This is a genomic window from Neorhizobium galegae (assembly GCF_021391675.1).
In the GTDB taxonomy this organism is placed as follows: domain Bacteria; phylum Pseudomonadota; class Alphaproteobacteria; order Rhizobiales; family Rhizobiaceae; genus Neorhizobium; species Neorhizobium galegae_B.
Map to the genome: position 1 here is coordinate 2,101,261 of NZ_CP090095.1, position 14,679 is coordinate 2,115,939.

Annotated in this window: 17 protein-coding genes; 3 read left to right on the forward strand and 14 right to left on the reverse strand. The window is 60.4% G+C overall.

Annotated features, from left to right (window positions below; translation table 11 throughout):
- The first annotated feature begins 53 nt into the window (after positions 1-53).
- Together ttcA and LZK81_RS10505 are read left to right on the forward strand one after the other, a co-directional pair.
- Positions 54-920 carry a tRNA 2-thiocytidine(32) synthetase TtcA gene (ttcA, locus tag LZK81_RS10500; protein WP_046611591.1) on the forward strand — a complete coding sequence of 289 codons (867 nt, stop codon included), beginning with the start codon at positions 54-56 and terminating at the stop codon, positions 918-920.
- 42 nt (positions 921-962) lie between these two features.
- A complete protein-coding gene (locus LZK81_RS10505; RefSeq protein WP_233956199.1) occupies positions 963-1,787 on the forward strand; it encodes an inositol monophosphatase family protein in 825 nt (274 codons plus the stop codon).
- A gap of 61 nt (positions 1,788-1,848) precedes the next feature.
- On the opposite strand, the gene LZK81_RS10510 is transcribed toward LZK81_RS10505, so the two are convergent.
- From LZK81_RS10510 to purC, 13 genes are all read right to left on the reverse strand, one after another.
- Complete coding sequence (locus tag LZK81_RS10510; protein WP_418936486.1) at positions 1,849-3,096, reverse strand: multidrug effflux MFS transporter; 1,248 nt, start codon at positions 3,094-3,096, stop codon at positions 1,849-1,851.
- Positions 3,097-3,185: 89 nt separating this feature from the next.
- The gene (grxD, locus tag LZK81_RS10515) at positions 3,186-3,521 is read right to left on the reverse strand and encodes a Grx4 family monothiol glutaredoxin (RefSeq protein ID WP_038542857.1); all 336 of its coding nucleotides are present in this window, start codon (positions 3,519-3,521) and stop codon (positions 3,186-3,188) included.
- 156 nt (positions 3,522-3,677) lie between these two features.
- The gene (locus LZK81_RS10520) at positions 3,678-3,926 is read right to left on the reverse strand and encodes a hypothetical protein (RefSeq protein ID WP_233956201.1); all 249 of its coding nucleotides are present in this window, start codon (positions 3,924-3,926) and stop codon (positions 3,678-3,680) included.
- A 3-nt stretch (positions 3,927-3,929) separates the two neighbouring features.
- Entirely contained in the window at positions 3,930-4,166 is a 237-nt protein-coding gene (locus LZK81_RS10525; RefSeq protein WP_007770085.1) for a BolA family protein, read from the reverse strand.
- A 107-nt stretch (positions 4,167-4,273) separates the two neighbouring features.
- On the reverse strand, positions 4,274-4,951 hold the full coding sequence (locus LZK81_RS10530; protein ID WP_046611588.1) for a hypothetical protein: 678 nt from the start codon (positions 4,949-4,951) through the stop codon (positions 4,274-4,276).
- A 157-nt stretch (positions 4,952-5,108) separates the two neighbouring features.
- Positions 5,109-7,316, reverse strand: a complete 2,208-nt coding sequence (gene purL / locus LZK81_RS10535) for a phosphoribosylformylglycinamidine synthase subunit PurL (protein WP_233956203.1) — start codon at positions 7,314-7,316, stop codon at positions 5,109-5,111.
- A gap of 160 nt (positions 7,317-7,476) precedes the next feature.
- Positions 7,477-8,031, reverse strand: a complete 555-nt coding sequence (locus LZK81_RS10540) for an acyloxyacyl hydrolase (protein WP_046606783.1) — start codon at positions 8,029-8,031, stop codon at positions 7,477-7,479.
- A gap of 221 nt (positions 8,032-8,252) precedes the next feature.
- Entirely contained in the window at positions 8,253-8,651 is a 399-nt protein-coding gene (locus LZK81_RS10545) for a hypothetical protein (RefSeq protein WP_046611586.1), read from the reverse strand.
- Positions 8,652-8,707: 56 nt separating this feature from the next.
- Positions 8,708-9,388 (reverse strand): phosphoribosylformylglycinamidine synthase subunit PurQ, encoded by a 681-nt coding sequence (gene purQ, locus LZK81_RS10550; protein WP_046611585.1) that lies wholly within the window; start codon positions 9,386-9,388, stop codon positions 8,708-8,710.
- Positions 9,385-9,642, reverse strand: a complete 258-nt coding sequence (locus tag LZK81_RS10555; RefSeq protein ID WP_046611584.1) for a hypothetical protein — start codon at positions 9,640-9,642, stop codon at positions 9,385-9,387. The genes purQ and LZK81_RS10555 overlap by 4 nt, the downstream gene beginning before the upstream one ends.
- Complete coding sequence (locus LZK81_RS10560) at positions 9,635-9,841, reverse strand: hypothetical protein (RefSeq protein ID WP_046611583.1); 207 nt, start codon at positions 9,839-9,841, stop codon at positions 9,635-9,637. The genes LZK81_RS10555 and LZK81_RS10560 overlap by 8 nt, the downstream gene beginning before the upstream one ends.
- 17 nt (positions 9,842-9,858) lie before the next feature.
- Complete coding sequence (gene purS, locus LZK81_RS10565; protein WP_007770062.1) at positions 9,859-10,101, reverse strand: phosphoribosylformylglycinamidine synthase subunit PurS; 243 nt, start codon at positions 10,099-10,101, stop codon at positions 9,859-9,861.
- A 16-nt stretch (positions 10,102-10,117) separates the two neighbouring features.
- Positions 10,118-10,882 carry a phosphoribosylaminoimidazolesuccinocarboxamide synthase gene (purC, locus tag LZK81_RS10570; RefSeq protein ID WP_046606788.1) on the reverse strand — a complete coding sequence of 255 codons (765 nt, stop codon included), beginning with the start codon at positions 10,880-10,882 and terminating at the stop codon, positions 10,118-10,120.
- 706 nt (positions 10,883-11,588) lie between these two features.
- On the opposite strand from purC, the gene LZK81_RS10575 reads away from it, so the two are divergent.
- Positions 11,589-11,903: a DUF1476 domain-containing protein gene (locus LZK81_RS10575; RefSeq protein ID WP_046606789.1), complete on the forward strand. Its 315-nt coding sequence runs from the start codon at positions 11,589-11,591 to the stop codon at positions 11,901-11,903.
- Positions 11,904-11,981: 78 nt separating this feature from the next.
- Here LZK81_RS10575 and LZK81_RS10580 read toward each other — a convergent pair whose 3' ends face one another.
- The gene (locus tag LZK81_RS10580) at positions 11,982-14,573 is read right to left on the reverse strand and encodes an EAL and GGDEF domain-containing protein (protein ID WP_233956205.1); all 2,592 of its coding nucleotides are present in this window, start codon (positions 14,571-14,573) and stop codon (positions 11,982-11,984) included.
- Positions 14,574-14,679: the final 106 nt, after the last annotated feature.

The following is a 14,679-nucleotide window of genomic DNA, read 5'->3' on the forward strand; positions in this document are numbered from 1 at the left end:
CATCGACAGGAAAAGCGGGCTCGGCCCGCTTTTTGGTTTCAAGGAAAAAACAAATGGGCGTGACGGCCAAAATCGATGATGAGCTGGACGAGACCGGCAACGGTCTGGTGCCAGCGCTCTTTCGCGATGCGCCGAGTTCCGTCTCGTTCAACAAGCTGCGCAAGCGCCTGCTCAGACAGGTACGGCAGGCGTTCGACGACTTCGGCATGCTCAATGGCCAGAAACGCTGGCTGGTCGGTGTCTCCGGCGGCAAGGATTCCTATTCTCTGCTCGCCGTGCTGCTCGATCTGCAATGGCGCGGTCTGCTCCCGGTCGAACTCCTCGCCTGCAATCTCGACCAGGGCCAGCCGAATTTCCCCAAGCACGTGCTGCCGGACTATCTGACCTCGATCGGCGTGAAGCACCGCATCGAATATCGCGATACCTATTCGATCGTGAAGGAAAAGGTGCCGGAAGGCGCTACCTATTGCTCGCTCTGTTCCAGGCTTCGGCGCGGCAACCTTTACCGCATCGCCCGCGAAGAGGGCTGTGACGCCTTGGTGCTCGGCCACCACCGGGAAGACATCCTCGAAACCTTTTTCATGAATTTTTTCCATGGGGGCAGGCTTGCCGGCATGCCGGCAAAGCTCTTGAACGACGAGGGCGACGTGATGGTGCTGAGGCCGCTTGCCTATTGCGCCGAGGACGATCTGGCCAAATTCGCCGCCGCCATGCAGTTCCCGATCATCCCGTGTGATCTCTGCGGCTCGCAGGATGGCCTGCAGCGCAATGCGATGAAGGCGATGCTTGCCGATATCGAGGCCCGCATGCCGGGCCGCAAGGATACGATGCTGCGCGCGCTCGCCCACGTGAACCCGTCGCACCTGCTCGATCCGAAACTCTTCGATTTCTCCGGCCTGCAAGCCGCTCAAAGCCTCTGAATTCTTCCCGAACCGAGAACCTCCCGAACTGAGACCATTGTCATGACCCTTCCGCTCGACATCACGAAGCTTGCCGATCTTCTGCGCCTTGCTGCCAAGGCCGAAATCCTGCCGCGTTTCCGGCGGCTCGGCAGCGGCGATGTACGTTCAAAGAGCGAGCCGTCCGACCTGGTAACCGAGGCCGACGAGGCCGCCGAGCGGATGATCCGCCGCGAGCTGGAAGCTTTTGCGCCCGGCGCGCTCTTCATCGGCGAGGAATCGGTGGCGGCCGATCCGTCGCTGCTCGCCAAGCTCGCCGATGCGGAGTTCGCGGTCGTCGTCGATCCGGTCGACGGCACGTTCAATTTCGCCTCCGGCATCCCGGCCTTCGGCGTCATGGCCTCGGTCGTCTGGAAGGGTGAGACGGTCGCCGGGATCATCTACGATCCGATGGGCGACGACTGGGTGATGGCGGAAAGGGGCGCCGGCGCGTTCATGAGGCGGCCGGACGGCGAGGCGATCCGGCTTTCGGTCGCCGACGCCCGGCCGATCGAAGCCATGATCGGCATGGCGTCACCCGGATATTTCTTCGGCGGCGAGCGCGAGCGGATCCTCGGCAATCTCGCCAAGGTCCGGTTCTTCGCCAACTATCGCTGCTCGGCCCATGAATACCGCACGTTTGCCGGCGGCCACGTGCAGTTCGTGCTCTACAACAAGCTGATGCCCTGGGACCATCTGGCCGGCACGCTGATCGGCACGGAGGCGGGCGGTTATGTGGCGCGCTTCGACGGCTCTCCTTACATGCCGCACCATGTCGACGGCGGGCTGCTGCTCGCCACCGACAAGGAAAGCTGGCAGATGCTGCGCCACGAGATCATCGGCCACTGAAATAGCGGCCATCAGAAGAAAAGGCCGGATCGCTCCGGCCTTTTTTGTGGGGTGAAATGCCTCAGATCTTCGGATTTTGCGGCTGGAAGAGTTTTCCTTTCTCGCCGATCAGCACGAAGATCAGCCCGATGATCGAGACAGTAAAGAAGCCTGCGACCAGGGGCAGTGCCGTATCGTTGAAGGCCTGGCCGATCGCGACGCCGATCAGCGCTCCGCCGACCGTGCTCATGAAGCCGAGTACGGCGGACGCCGTTCCGGCGACATGGCCGAGCGGCTCCATGGCAAGCGAATTGAAATTCGAGCCGATCCAACCGAACTGGAACATGGAGAGCCCGAAAAACACGATGAAGATCACGAGCGGCATGGGTTGAGGCCCGAAGATCTGTACGAGCATCCAAACGAATGTGATGCCGATAAAGCCAAGCAGCGAGCCGTGCGAAAGGCGCCGCATGCCGAAACGCCCGACAAACCGGGCGTTCAGGAAGGATGCCGCAGACATGAACACCGCCACGCAGGCGAAGACCAGCGGAAACCAGACGCCGACATCGTAGATCCCGACATAAATCTGTTGGGCCGAGTTGATGAAGCCGAACATGGCGCCGAAGATGAATGTGCTGGCAATCGTGTAGCAGAGGGCGAGGCGATTGGTCAGAACGATCTGGAAGGCGTGCAGGATTGAGGAAATGGTGAAGGGACGCACATCGGCCGGATCGAGCGTTTCCGGAAGGCGCGCATACATCCAGAAGCCGATGCAGAGCGAGGCGACGGCCATGAACACGAAAATCAGGTGCCAGTTGCCGAACAGCATGATCACCTGGCCGGTGGCAGGCGCGATGACCGGCACGACCATGAAGACCATCATGATCAGCGACATCACTTCCGCCATGGCGCGACCACCGTATACGTCGCGCACGATCGAAATGGAAATCACCCGTGTTGCGGCCGCTCCGGCACCCTGGATGAAGCGAAGGGCCAGCAGCGCTCCGAATGACGGCGCGACGACGGCGCCGACCGCGCAGATGAAATAGAGGCCGAGGCCGAAGAGCATCGGGTTCCTGCGACCGAAACGGTCGGAGATCGGTCCATAGATGATCTGCGCGGCGCCGAGGCCGAAGAGATAGGCGGAGACTACATATTGCCGATGGTTCTCGTTGGCGACGCCAAGCGAGGCGCCGATCTCCTGCAGGCCGGGGAGCATGATGTCGATGGCAAGCGAATTGATGGCCATCAGCATCGCCATCATCGCGATGAATTCGATCCGGCCCATGCCGCGCAGGCGGTCCGGGGCAGTTTGTGAAGGATTTGTCACAGCAGTTTCCTAAACAACGTGAAAGGCGCCGTTGGGAGCGGCGCCTTGAAAATGTCTTTTAAATATCCCGGACAGCAGCCCGGAAAATCTCAGGCCGCGCCGCGGACTCCGATGCCCTGTTCCTGCAGGTGAGTCTGCAATTCCCCGGACTGGAACATCTCGCGGACGATATCGCAACCGCCGACGAACTCGCCCTTGACGTAAAGCTGCGGAATCGTCGGCCAGTTCGAGTAGTCCTTGATGCCCTGGCGGATCTCCGCATCGGCGAGCACGTTGACGCCCTTATAATCCAGGCCGAGATAGTCGAGAATCTGCACGACCTGGCCCGAGAAACCACACTGCGGGAACTGCGGGGTGCCCTTCATGAAGAGAACCACGTCATTGGTCTTCACTTCGTTGGCGATAAAATCGGTAATTCCGCTCATGTCCTATCCTTTCACATGCGGTTTCAAGGGCCGCTGCGCTGCGTCATCTGCCTTAAATAGCAACGTGGCATCGGGAATTCCAGCGGAATAGTCCGTTGGAAAGCGCTTATTGCCTCGCTGACTGCCGTTTAAGCCATGGACCCAAGTGCATTTGCGTCAGCGGCTGCGCTGCTTGCTGCGACTTGCCGGGGTGCGTCGGCGGCTCACCTGTTTCGTCGCCGGCTTCGCCGCGCGTCTGGCTGTGGTCTTGGTGCGTGCAGTCTTATTGGCGAAACGCCCGGTAGTGGCCGAGCGGATCTGCCGCTTCTTGCGTTTGGCGGGCGTGCGGCCATGCGACTTTCCGAGAAGTTCCTTCAGGGCAGTTTCGACGAGGCCGGTAACGATCTCCTTGATCAGGTCAGGCATCGCTCACTCCGCCGGAGCCGAAGTCTGCAATGCCAGCGCGTGGAGCACGCCGCCCATATTGCCCTTCAGAGCCTCGTAGACCATCTGGTGCTGCTGCACCCGGCTCTTTCCCCGGAACGCTTCCGCCACCACTTCCGCGGCATAATGATCGCCGTCGCCAGCAAGATCCCGGATGGTGACCTTGGCACCGGGAATGCCGGCCTTGATCAGGTCTTCGATTTCACCGGGTCTCATAGCCATGATGTCGTCCCTTTTCTCTCCGCGGGACTCAAAACCGCGGAACCTTTTGTGAGGATACACTGCCTCAAAGCTGCTCCCCGGTCAAAGCTGGATCGAACGGCTCCGCCTCAATGGTGCAAGAATACGTGTTTCACCTTGTGGAGGCTGGCTTTGGCTCGGGTTCTGAGCGGTGGAAGATGCTGCGTGCGGGAGAAGCGGAAAAGCCAGATGGAACTCAGGGTCAGGATCATGAAACCGTAGGATTCAATGCTCTCCTCCATCACGACAATATCGAAATGCTCGGCAAGTTGGCTGCAGGCGAGAACGGCGGCAACCAGGGCCAGCGGCCAGGAAAGGCGTGGATGAATGGCTCGGAGAAGGCCTCCTCTATGGCGATATTCGAACACGATCGTCGCGATCAGCAGGATAAGAGCCGCCGCGCCGATAATAATCGGCAGCCAGGTCTTCGACACGCAATAAACTGTCACATTGTCGCGGCATATTGGCATCTCGCGCATGAAGAAGACGATGGAGATGCAGGCTGTCGTGATTGCGACGAAGCGGGCCAATATCCGCGTCCCCAATGCCGCCATGACGGCAAAAAGGGCGGTGATGGCAAGCGAAGCGGACTGAATGTCTTCGATGGGGCCGTCTTCATTGAAGATATCGCGGGTAGTCATACCCAACTTCGAAAAAACCATCCAAGCCAGAACGTTCAGGCAAAGGGTGATGATCAGTGCATCGAGCCAGATGCGCTTGTAGTGCCAGGTCGGGCCCGATGACCTCAACCAGGTCAAAATCGGCATAAGCATTTTTTGCGCTTACTTTCCTAATTCAGAAAGCCGCAATGCTTATCGGGACAGCCCGAGTCCATCAATCCCTCGGGCTTCAAATTTTGTTCACCTGTGCAAACAAACCGCGATCTGGAAACCACGGTCATGGCGACAGGCTGATCCGGATGGGTTAGGCCATGAAGGTTGGGAACCAGCTCTCATGGGCCTCGGTAAGCTGCGGCACCGCGATGCTGACGAGATCGTCGACCACGAGGCTGTCGCCAGCGACCGTGCCGAGTGTGCGGAAGGGCACGCCTGCGCCTTCTGCATTCGCCTGCACGAAATTGGCGAGATCGGCCGGTACCGCGATCACGTAGCGGGCCTGGTCTTCGCCAAACAGCAGCCCATGGGCCGGGCCGCGCTGCTCCTTGAGGCTGACCTTCATACCCTTGGCCGAGGCCATCGCCATTTCGGCAAGCGTGATCGCAAGGCCGCCCGAGGAAATGTCGTGGCAGGCCGTCACCTGGCCGTTGCGGATGAGGGAGCGGACGAAATCGCCGTTGCGGCGCTCGGCCTTCAAATCGACTTCCGGCGGCGGGCCGTCGATCGTGTCGAGAATGTCGCGCAGATAGACCGAAGAGCCGAGATGGCTGCCATCGGTCCCGATCATGATCAGCTTGTCGCCGTCATTGGCAGAACCGATCTTCGCCATCTTCTGCCAGTCGGGCAGGAGGCCTACACCGGCAATCGTCGGGGTCGGCAGGATCGCGACGCCATTGGTCTCGTTGTAGAGCGATACGTTGCCGGAAACGATCGGGAAATCGAGCGCCTTGCAGGCCTCGCCGATGCCCTTGATGGCGCCGACCAACTGACCCATGATTTCCGGTTTTTCCGGATTGCCGAAATTGAGGTTGTCGGTCGCGGCGAGCGGCTCCGCGCCGGTGGCGACGATATTGCGCCAGCATTCGGCGACCGCCTGCTTGCCGCCTTCGAACGGATCGGCCTCGACATAACGCGGCGTGACGTCGGACGAGAAGGCGAGCGCCTTGGTCGGATGGCTTTCGATGCGCACGACGCCGGCATCGCCGCCCGGACGCTGCAGCGAATTGCCCTGGATCAGCGTGTCATACTGCTCCCAGACCCAGCGGCGGCTGGACTGGTTGGCCGACCCGATGAGCTTCAACAGGGCTTGGTTATAGTCGGCGGGTGCGGCGACCTGCGAAGCGGGCAGGGGCGCGCGAACATTCGACTGGACCCATGGCCGATCGTATTCCGGAGCCTGGTCGCCGAGATCCTTGATCGGCAGGTTGGCGACTTCTTCGCCCTGGTGCAGCACGCGGAAGCGCAGGTCGTCGGTGGTCTTGCCGACGATCGCGAAATCGAGGCCCCACTTGACGAAGATCGCCTTCGCCTGCTCTTCCTTTTCCGGCTGCAGCACCATGAGCATGCGCTCCTGGCTTTCCGAAAGCATCATTTCGTAGGCCGTCATCCGGTCCTCGCGCACCGGCACCTTGTCGAGGTCGAGTTCGATGCCGAGATCGCCCTTGGCGCCCATTTCGACGGCCGAGCAGGTGAGGCCGGCCGCGCCCATGTCCTGGATGGCGATCACCGCGCCGGTCGCCATCAGTTCGAGGCAGGCTTCCAGCAGGCACTTTTCGGTGAAGGGATCGCCGACCTGAACGGTGGGGCGTTTCTCCTCGATGGATTCGTCGAATTCGGCCGATGCCATGGTGGCTCCGCCAACACCATCGCGGCCGGTCTTGGCGCCGAGATAAACGACCGGCAGACCAACGCCCTTGGCTTCCGATAGGAAGATGGCATTCGACTTGGCAAGCCCGGCCGCAAACGCGTTGACCAGGATATTGCCGTTGTAGCGCGGATCGAACTCCACTTCGCCGCCGACCGTCGGAACGCCGAAGGAATTGCCGTAACCGCCGACACCGGCGACGACGCCTGACACGAGATGCTTGGTTTTCGGATGATCGGGCGCGCCGAAGCGTAGCGCGTTCATCGCCGCGATCGGGCGGGCGCCCATGGTGAAGACGTCGCGCAGGATGCCGCCGACACCCGTCGCCGCGCCCTGGTAGGGCTCGATATAGGACGGGTGGTTGTGGCTCTCCATCTTGAAGACGACGCAATCGCCGTCGTCGATGTCGACGACGCCGGCATTCTCGCCCGGCCCTTGAATGACGCGCGGCCCCTTGGTCGGTAGCGTTCGCAGCCATTTCTTCGAGGATTTGTAGGAGCAGTGCTCGTTCCACATGGCCGAGAAGATACCGAGTTCCGTGAATGTCGGCTCGCGGCCGATCAGATCGAGAATCCGCTGATATTCGTCGGGCTTCAAGCCGTGCGAGGCGACGAGTTCGGGGGTGATCGCGATACTGTTCGGGATGGTCATGATCTTCTCTGGATTGAAGGGCCAAGCTCTTGGCGCTCTTTAACCTATGTCGCAATGCGGCGCGACAGGAAAATACTGCCATGCGGCGGTACGGCGTTGCGGCCGGAAAACAAAAAGCGCCGGAAAACCGGCGCCTCAGTTGGAAAATACTCTATCTGGATCAGAACTTGTAGCCGACCGCGATGCCTGCGTAGGAGAGGCCGTCGTTGTGATCGCACAGATCGGCGTTCGAAGAGTGCTCGACGGTCGCAAGAACGCGCCAGTTGTTGGTGATGTTGTAACCGAGGCCGAGCGACTCATGGAAGAGCACATGGCAGCCGAGCTTCGGACCGTCGTTCGGCTTGTCGAGGTTGCCGTTGTTGAAGGCGCCGCCGAAGCCGAGATCGACGAAGATCTTGTCGGTGATCGGTGCCGTCCAGGTGAAGCCCGCAAAGACCTGGCTCGCTTCGCCTGCCGTCGACACGATCGCGCCGACATGGACGCGCGGACGCAGCATGTGGTCCATGAAGCTCTGGGCATGGCGCTGGTCGAAGGGGTCGAAGAAGACGGTGGCGGACGGGAATGCGCCCTTCTCGAACGTGCTCTTGCTCTGGATCGAACCGGAAACGCCGATTCGCACTTCATCGAACAGCCGCTCCTGCGCAAAGGCCGTGGAAGACAGCGCCGACGCCGCCAGAACTGCACCGACCACGGATCCGAAAAATGCCTTGTTCATTCCATCGTCCTCATACGCGCCGCGATTTTTGCGGCTGGCGCGATCCCGCGATACGGGCCGCCCGCTTCTCGATGACGAAAGTGGTACAATGACGGGTAGCGCCCGTCCAGCGCCGGTTCACAGACCGTTATGACTTGTGGCGAAAAAACGCAAAGATTCGGGCGGGCCGGTGCAGAGCTGCAACAGATTGTTTACAGAGATGTAAATTCAAATGGTTAATATCAGCAGCCGCTCGCGCCACCGGCCCAGCGGAGCACATCGCGCTTGATTCTCTCGCCTTCCGGGCCGCCCATCATCGGACCGAACGCGTCGAGACGGGCGGGGTTGCCCTCCGCCTGCACCACCAGCATCGGGCGCGATTCGGGACTGTTGCGCGGCACGGCGAGAATGCGCGGCCGGCCGGAGAAGGAGTTGAGTTCCGGTGCCAGCCGATAGGGCTTGAAGGCCGCGTCGCCCGACTTGAACCAGCAGCTATTGGCGGCGAGCGCCACGCGCTCCATCGTCGGCAGCGCCGCACGGTTCGCCGTCACCGCCGCCGGGCGTTCCGATTGGCAGGCGGAAAGCGCTAAGCCAAGGGCGGCGAGAGGAAATGCAGAGAGCAGGCGATAAGTGAACGGCATCAAACGTCCTGACGTGGTTTCGATCGTTCTGGGATCGATCCGGATAAGATGAAGGTTCAGGCGGTCGCGGCGATCACATCGAGCGCCGAGGCGAAAATCCCGCGCCCGTCATTGCCGCCATGGGCGGCTTCGATCAGGTTTTCCGGATGCGGCATCATGCCGAGCACGTTGCCGCGCGTGTTCATGACGCCGGCGATGTCGTTCAGGGAGCCGTTCGGGTTGGTGCCTTCCGCATAACGGAAGACGATTTCGCCACGATCTTCCATGCCGGACAACGTCTCCGCATCGACGAAATAGTTGCCGTCGTGATGGGCGACCGGGCAACGGAGCACCTGGCCCTTTTCATAGGCCCGGGTGAAATCCGTGTCGGCATTGACCACTTCGAGCTTCACTTCCTTGCAGACGAACTTCAGCGAGGAATTGCGCATCAGGGCGCCAGGTAGCATGCCGGCTTCGACGAGGATCTGGAAGCCGTTGCAGACGCCGAGCACCTTGACGCCCTTGTCTGCCTTGTCCCGGATCGCCTGCATGACCGGCATGCGGGCCGCGATCGCTCCGCAGCGCAGATAGTCGCCATAGGAAAAACCGCCCGGAATGACGATGAGGTCGACATCATCCGGAATGTCGGTCTCGGTCTGCCAGATGGTGATCGGCGCCTCGCCTGAAATCTTGGTGAGGGCGGCGATCATGTCGCGATCGCGATTGAGACCGGGAAGCTGAACGACGGCGGATTTCATGGGTGCGGTTCAAACCTTGCCTGTGCCTCGGCGAGCTCGCGCAATTCGAGGCGGTTTTCGATTCTCTCCAACCTGGCATCCAGCTGATGCAACATGGTATAGAGGTTGTTGATATCGCTCTGATGCGCGTGAACGACCAAACGCATCGAATTCATCTCATTCCGCAGATCGCGAATGGCGGTGTCCGACTTGTCAGCTCGCTGATGGAGTCGTCGCAGAAGCTCATTGATGAGTTCCTGGGAAACGTCAGCCACGATACGCTCCGTATCGATCGAAACGGTCGCCGAAAAGCTCCTTCTTCAAGGCTTCGGTTCGCGCTTGTCCCTCGGCAAGCTCGCGGTTCGTCTCCTTCATGAAGCTGACAAGCTCTTCAAGCGACTCAAGCGTCTGCTTGCTACGCTCGTCGAGCTTCAACATCTCCTCGTAGAGCATTTCGTTTGTGACTTCGGCCATCACACGCTCCGCAACCTTCAGTCGAGGGCTATAGTATAGTTCTCAATCACAGTGTTTGCCAACAGCTTCTCGCACATGGCTTTGAGGTCCGCCTCGGCCTTCGCCTTGTCGGTGCCCTCGAGTTCAAGGTCGAAGACCTTGCCCTGGCGCACATGTCCGACGCCGGAAAAACCGAGACTGCCGAGCGCGCCTTCGATGGCCTTGCCCTGCGGATCGAGAACGCCGTTCTTGAGCGTGACCGTCACGCGTGCCTTGATCACAGATCCAACCCCCAGATTACTTGACGAGAACCGGTCCGGTGCCGCGGACAGGTTCGTTCTCATTGATGATGCCGAGACGCCGCGCGACTTCCGAATAAGCTTCCACAAGCCCGCCCAGATCCTGCCGGAAACGGTCCTTGTCCATCTTTTCCCTGGTTTCGATATCCCAGAGGCGGCAGCTGTCCGGCGAGATCTCGTCGGCGAGAATGATGCGCATCATGTCGCCTTCGAACAGGCGGCCGCATTCGATCTTGAAATCGACGAGCTGAATACCGACGCCGAGGAAAAGCCCGGAGAGGAAGTCGTTGACGCGGATGGCGAGCGCCATGATGTCGTCGAGTTCGGCGGGGTTCGCCCAGCCGAAAGCGGTGATGTGCTCCTCGGAGACCATCGGATCGGCGAGCGCGTCCGACTTGTAGTAGAACTCGATGATCGAGCGCGGCAGGACCATGCCTTCCTCGATGCCGAGGCGGGTCGAGAGCGATCCGGCGGCAACGTTGCGCACCACGATCTCGAGCGGAATCATCTCCACTTCCTTGATCAGCTGCTCGCGCATGTTCAGCCGGCGGATGAAATGCGTCGGGATGCCGATCTTGTTCAGATGGGTGAAGAGGTATTCCGAGATACGGTTGTTGAGTACACCCTTGCCGTCGATGACGTCATGTTTCTTCTTGTTGAAGGCAGTGGCGTCGTCCTTGAAAAACTGGATCAGCGTGCCGGGCTCGGGGCCTTCATAAAGGATTTTGGCCTTGCCTTCGTAGATACGGCGGCGACGGTTCATGATTCTTGTCTCATTGTTGGCGCCCCTGGTGGACGCAATGGATGATGTTGAGCGGTCCCTTATCGGAAAAGAACGGGTTTCACAATGCGGGCCTCCAAACCTTTGTGGGCGAGGGGTGGGCGAAGCGCAACCAGGAATCAGTGAGCTTCAGACTACACGGGTTATCGAAGGGTTTGCTCTGGCAACTGGGGTGTCCGGGCTGAAAGGGCGGTAATAAACAGGAAAAGCGGGGACCCGTGACATATATGCTCTTTGTGACCGGGCCAAAGCCGTTGAGGACCAATTTACCCGTGACCAAAGCTTGCGGTTTCGCGCGGGAACTCGCCGCAAGGGGCTGATGGCCCCCGGATCGCACGGCTGCTCACTGTGCCGATGCAGGCGCCTACGCCTGTGATCTGGGATTCCAATCCTCGACGGCAACCCTCGGCAGGACTTAGCCACCAAATTGCGTCATGATTTCGACGCGACCGGTGTCGCAAATCCAGGCGAGGAGCTGCGATTGGCGATGCCGGACCTGCTGACAGACACGGCCAAGGGGGTGCGGGCAAAGACAGCAGGCACAGGTTTCCCCGAGGCGAAATTCGCATTCGTCAATTGCCGGCCACGATTCCGCTTCCGTCAATGCCGGAATCGACGTTCCGCCGATTGCGCTCGCCTCGTCTTTTGATTAAGGGGTCCCATATAAGTTCACTTTGGGAGACCCGAGATGAGTGGCCTCAGCGATCGCGAAAAAGCCTTTGAAAACAAGTTTGCCCTGGATCAGGAATTGAAGTTCAAGGCGCTCGCCCGCCGCAACAAGCTCGCCGGCCTCTGGGCAGCCGGCCTGCTCGGCAAGGCGGATGCTGACGCTTACGCGAAGGAAGTCGTGGTTGCCGACTTCGAGGAAGCGGGTGACGAGGATGTGTTCCGCAAGCTGCGCAGCGATCTCGATGCCGGCGGCGTCTCCATCTCCGACCAGGATATCCGCACCAAGATGGTGGAGCTTCTGGCTCAGGCGATTGATCAGATCGAGAACCAGTAACCAGCTTGTTCAAAGCCCGATATGAAGGCTGCGTCCTGTCGGGCGCGGCTTTTCTTTATGCCCGTCAAAGTCGAGCTCTCAGTCGTGGGTGGGGTGCCGCTTGCGGCTGTCGGGCTGCGGGCTTTCGCCGGGGCGCCACCGACCGGAAAGTATGAAATCCGGAATGCTACTACGCGGCATCGGTCTTGCGAGCGCATAACCCTGCAGGATGTCGCAGCCGAGATCGCGCAGGATGCGGATCTGTTCCGTGGTCTCGACGCCTTCCGCGACGACTTCGATATTCAGCGATTTGCCGATCTCGATGATCGATCCGACCATCTTTCGTTGCTTTTGCGACTGCGAGACGAGGCGGACGAGCTCGCGGTCGATCTTCAGCGCACGCGGATTGAGCCGCAGGAGGCCGATGATCGAGGCGTGGCCGGTGCCGAAATCGTCGATCTCGATCTCGATGCCGAGCTTCCTGATGCGCGCCAGGTTCCTCAGGACATCCTCGTCGCAGTCGTCGAGGAAGATCGATTCGAGCAGCTCGAAGGATACCGTGCCGGGCTCGATCCTGAGTTTCCTGAGCTTGCGTGACAGCGAGGCATCACGCAGCCGCCGGTAGGAAACGTTGACCGAAAGTTTTGGGATCGGAAGGCCATGCGCGCGCCAGTCCCGGAAATCGGCAAGCGCCTTGTCAAGGATGGTCCCGTCGATCACCGAGACGACATCGAGTTCCTCGGCCATATCGAGGAACTTGTCCGGGGACAGCATGCCGCGTTCCGGGTGCATCCACCGCGCCAGCGTTTCCACGCCGGCGATCTCCAGCGTCTGCGCATCGAACTGCAGCTGATAATACGGAATGAACTCGTCGCGCTCGAGAGCAAGAAGGATCTCGTCCGAAATGCGCTTGGTGCTGATGATCTCATTCTGGGTCTCGGCAGAGAAGAATTCATGCCGATTGCGGCCGCGGTTCTTGGCCCGGTAGAGCGCGATATCGGCGTTCAGGAGAAGCTGTCTCGCATCCACATCCGCTCCCGTATGGCAGGCGATGCCGATGCTGGCGCCGAAACGGCAGTCGTGGCCCTCATAGGATACCGGCTTGCGCAACTCTTTGATGATGCGGTCTGCCAGATGCGAGAGCTTGCGCGGCGATCCTTCGAATTTCGACAGGATGACGAATTCGTCGCCGCCGATACGGGCGACGAAATCGCCCTTGCGGATCGTGCCCTTGAGGACTTTTGCCGCATGCTTCAGCATCATGTCGCCGGCACTGTGGCCGAGCGTGTCGTTGATCTGCTTGAAGCGATCGAGGTCGATATGGAGGATTGCGATGCCGTATCGGTCGCGGGCGCATTCCGCCGCCATGCGATCCAGCATCTCGTCGAGATAACGCCGATTGGGGAGATCGGTCAGGTAGTCGTGCATCGCATTGTGCTCGATGCTGCTGCGCGCGGCTTCGAGTTCGCGGTTGCGCGCCTCGGCAAGGGTCTTTGCCCGTTCCAGTTCCCCGTGAAGCGTCACATCGGGCGTGACGTCCCAGTTGGCGCCGACCATCTTCTGGTGACCGTTACCGTCGATGAAAGACATGGTGCGGGTGCGCACGACGCGTTCGGAGCCGTCCCGCAGTATCACGCGGTATTGGTCCGAGAAACGTTTGCCCTCATCGATATGGGCGGAGACGTTTGCCTGGACGCGTGCGGCATCGTCCGGGTGCAGGAAGCTCTCCCAGAGCCCGCCGATCTTCACTTCCTCGCTCTTTTCCAGTCCGTAGATCCGGAACATCCGTTCGTCCCACTCGACCTCGCCGGTGGAGAAGTCGGATTCGTAGACGCCGATCCCGGATATTTCGAGGGCCATGTCGAGCCGCCTCGACATCTGCGCCGTCTTCTCTTCAGCGGCCTTGCGGGCGGTGATGTCCGTGTCCGTGCCGACGACACGGGTCGCCTTGCCGTTCGCGTCCCATTCGACACAGGCGCCCCGGCATTCGATCCAGACCCAATGCCCCTGCTTGTGGCGTTCGCGATAATCGAAGACGGCGTAGGCGGGATCCCCGGCGATCTGCCGCTCCATGGCATGGATGACAAGCGCATGGTCGTCCGGATGGACAAGTTTGAGCCATTCCTCCGTACTGGCAGCCAGTGGGTCCTCCGCCGACATTCCCCGGATCTGCCGCCACACCGGCGAGTAATATTTCTGGCCTGTCGCGTAATTATGGTCCCAGACGCCTGAGACGGAGCTGACCAGCGCGTTGTCCCAGCGGCTTTCGCGCTCGGCAAGTTCTTCGAACTGCCGCCTCTGGTCGGTGATGTCCGTCAGGTGGGCCGCAAACAGGCACTGGCCCTTGAAATTTTTTCCGAGCGGCGTGACGGTCGCCACCACCCATCGCTGAGACCCGGCCGGGCTCACGATGCGCAGTTCCAGACGTTCCGCTGGGGAATCAATGCTCATGCCCTGGATCGCCAGAGGGACCTTGGCTTGGTCGTCGGGACGCAGGAGGGCCGACAAGGCAGTCGGTAGCCTGCCTTCGCCAAGCCATTCGCGTTTGAATGTGCTGTTTGCGAACAGCAGCGCAGCGGCATGATCGATGATGGCAATCGGGAAAGGAGCCGCCTGGAATACCGTCTCAAGAACGCCGATCTCGTCTCCCGGGCCGGAGTCCAATAGGCGTAAGAGAACATTTGACGGCATCGGCACAGCCTGGCGCGCTAGAAAACGAGCGCGCATCTTAGCAAGTGTCAATTAAGTCCAGCTTAAAAATGCTGTTCGAATTAACGCACCCGAAAATTATGGGTCA

Coding starts and splice junctions, on each gene's coding strand:
- ttcA (WP_046611591.1), top strand. CDS start 54: ATGGGCGTGACGGCCAAAATCGATGATGAGCTGGACGAGACCGGCAAC.
- LZK81_RS10505 (WP_233956199.1), top strand. CDS start 963: ATGACCCTTCCGCTCGACATCACGAAGCTTGCCGATCTTCTGCGCCTT.
- grxD (WP_038542857.1), bottom strand. CDS start 3,521: ATGAGCGGAATTACCGATTTTATCGCCAACGAAGTGAAGACCAATGAC.
- LZK81_RS10520 (WP_233956201.1), bottom strand. CDS start 3,926: ATGCCTGACCTGATCAAGGAGATCGTTACCGGCCTCGTCGAAACTGCC.
- LZK81_RS10525 (WP_007770085.1), bottom strand. CDS start 4,166: ATGGCTATGAGACCCGGTGAAATCGAAGACCTGATCAAGGCCGGCATT.
- LZK81_RS10530 (WP_046611588.1), bottom strand. CDS start 4,951: ATGCCGATTTTGACCTGGTTGAGGTCATCGGGCCCGACCTGGCACTAC.
- purL (WP_233956203.1), bottom strand. CDS start 7,316: ATGACCATCCCGAACAGTATCGCGATCACCCCCGAACTCGTCGCCTCG.
- LZK81_RS10540 (WP_046606783.1), bottom strand. CDS start 8,031: ATGAACAAGGCATTTTTCGGATCCGTGGTCGGTGCAGTTCTGGCGGCG.
- LZK81_RS10545 (WP_046611586.1), bottom strand. CDS start 8,651: ATGCCGTTCACTTATCGCCTGCTCTCTGCATTTCCTCTCGCCGCCCTT.
- purQ (WP_046611585.1), bottom strand. CDS start 9,388: ATGAAATCCGCCGTCGTTCAGCTTCCCGGTCTCAATCGCGATCGCGAC.
- LZK81_RS10560 (WP_046611583.1), bottom strand. CDS start 9,841: ATGGCCGAAGTCACAAACGAAATGCTCTACGAGGAGATGTTGAAGCTC.
- purC (WP_046606788.1), bottom strand. CDS start 10,882: ATGAACCGTCGCCGCCGTATCTACGAAGGCAAGGCCAAAATCCTTTAT.
- LZK81_RS10575 (WP_046606789.1), top strand. CDS start 11,589: ATGAGTGGCCTCAGCGATCGCGAAAAAGCCTTTGAAAACAAGTTTGCC.
- LZK81_RS10580 (WP_233956205.1), bottom strand. CDS start 14,573: ATGCCGTCAAATGTTCTCTTACGCCTATTGGACTCCGGCCCGGGAGAC.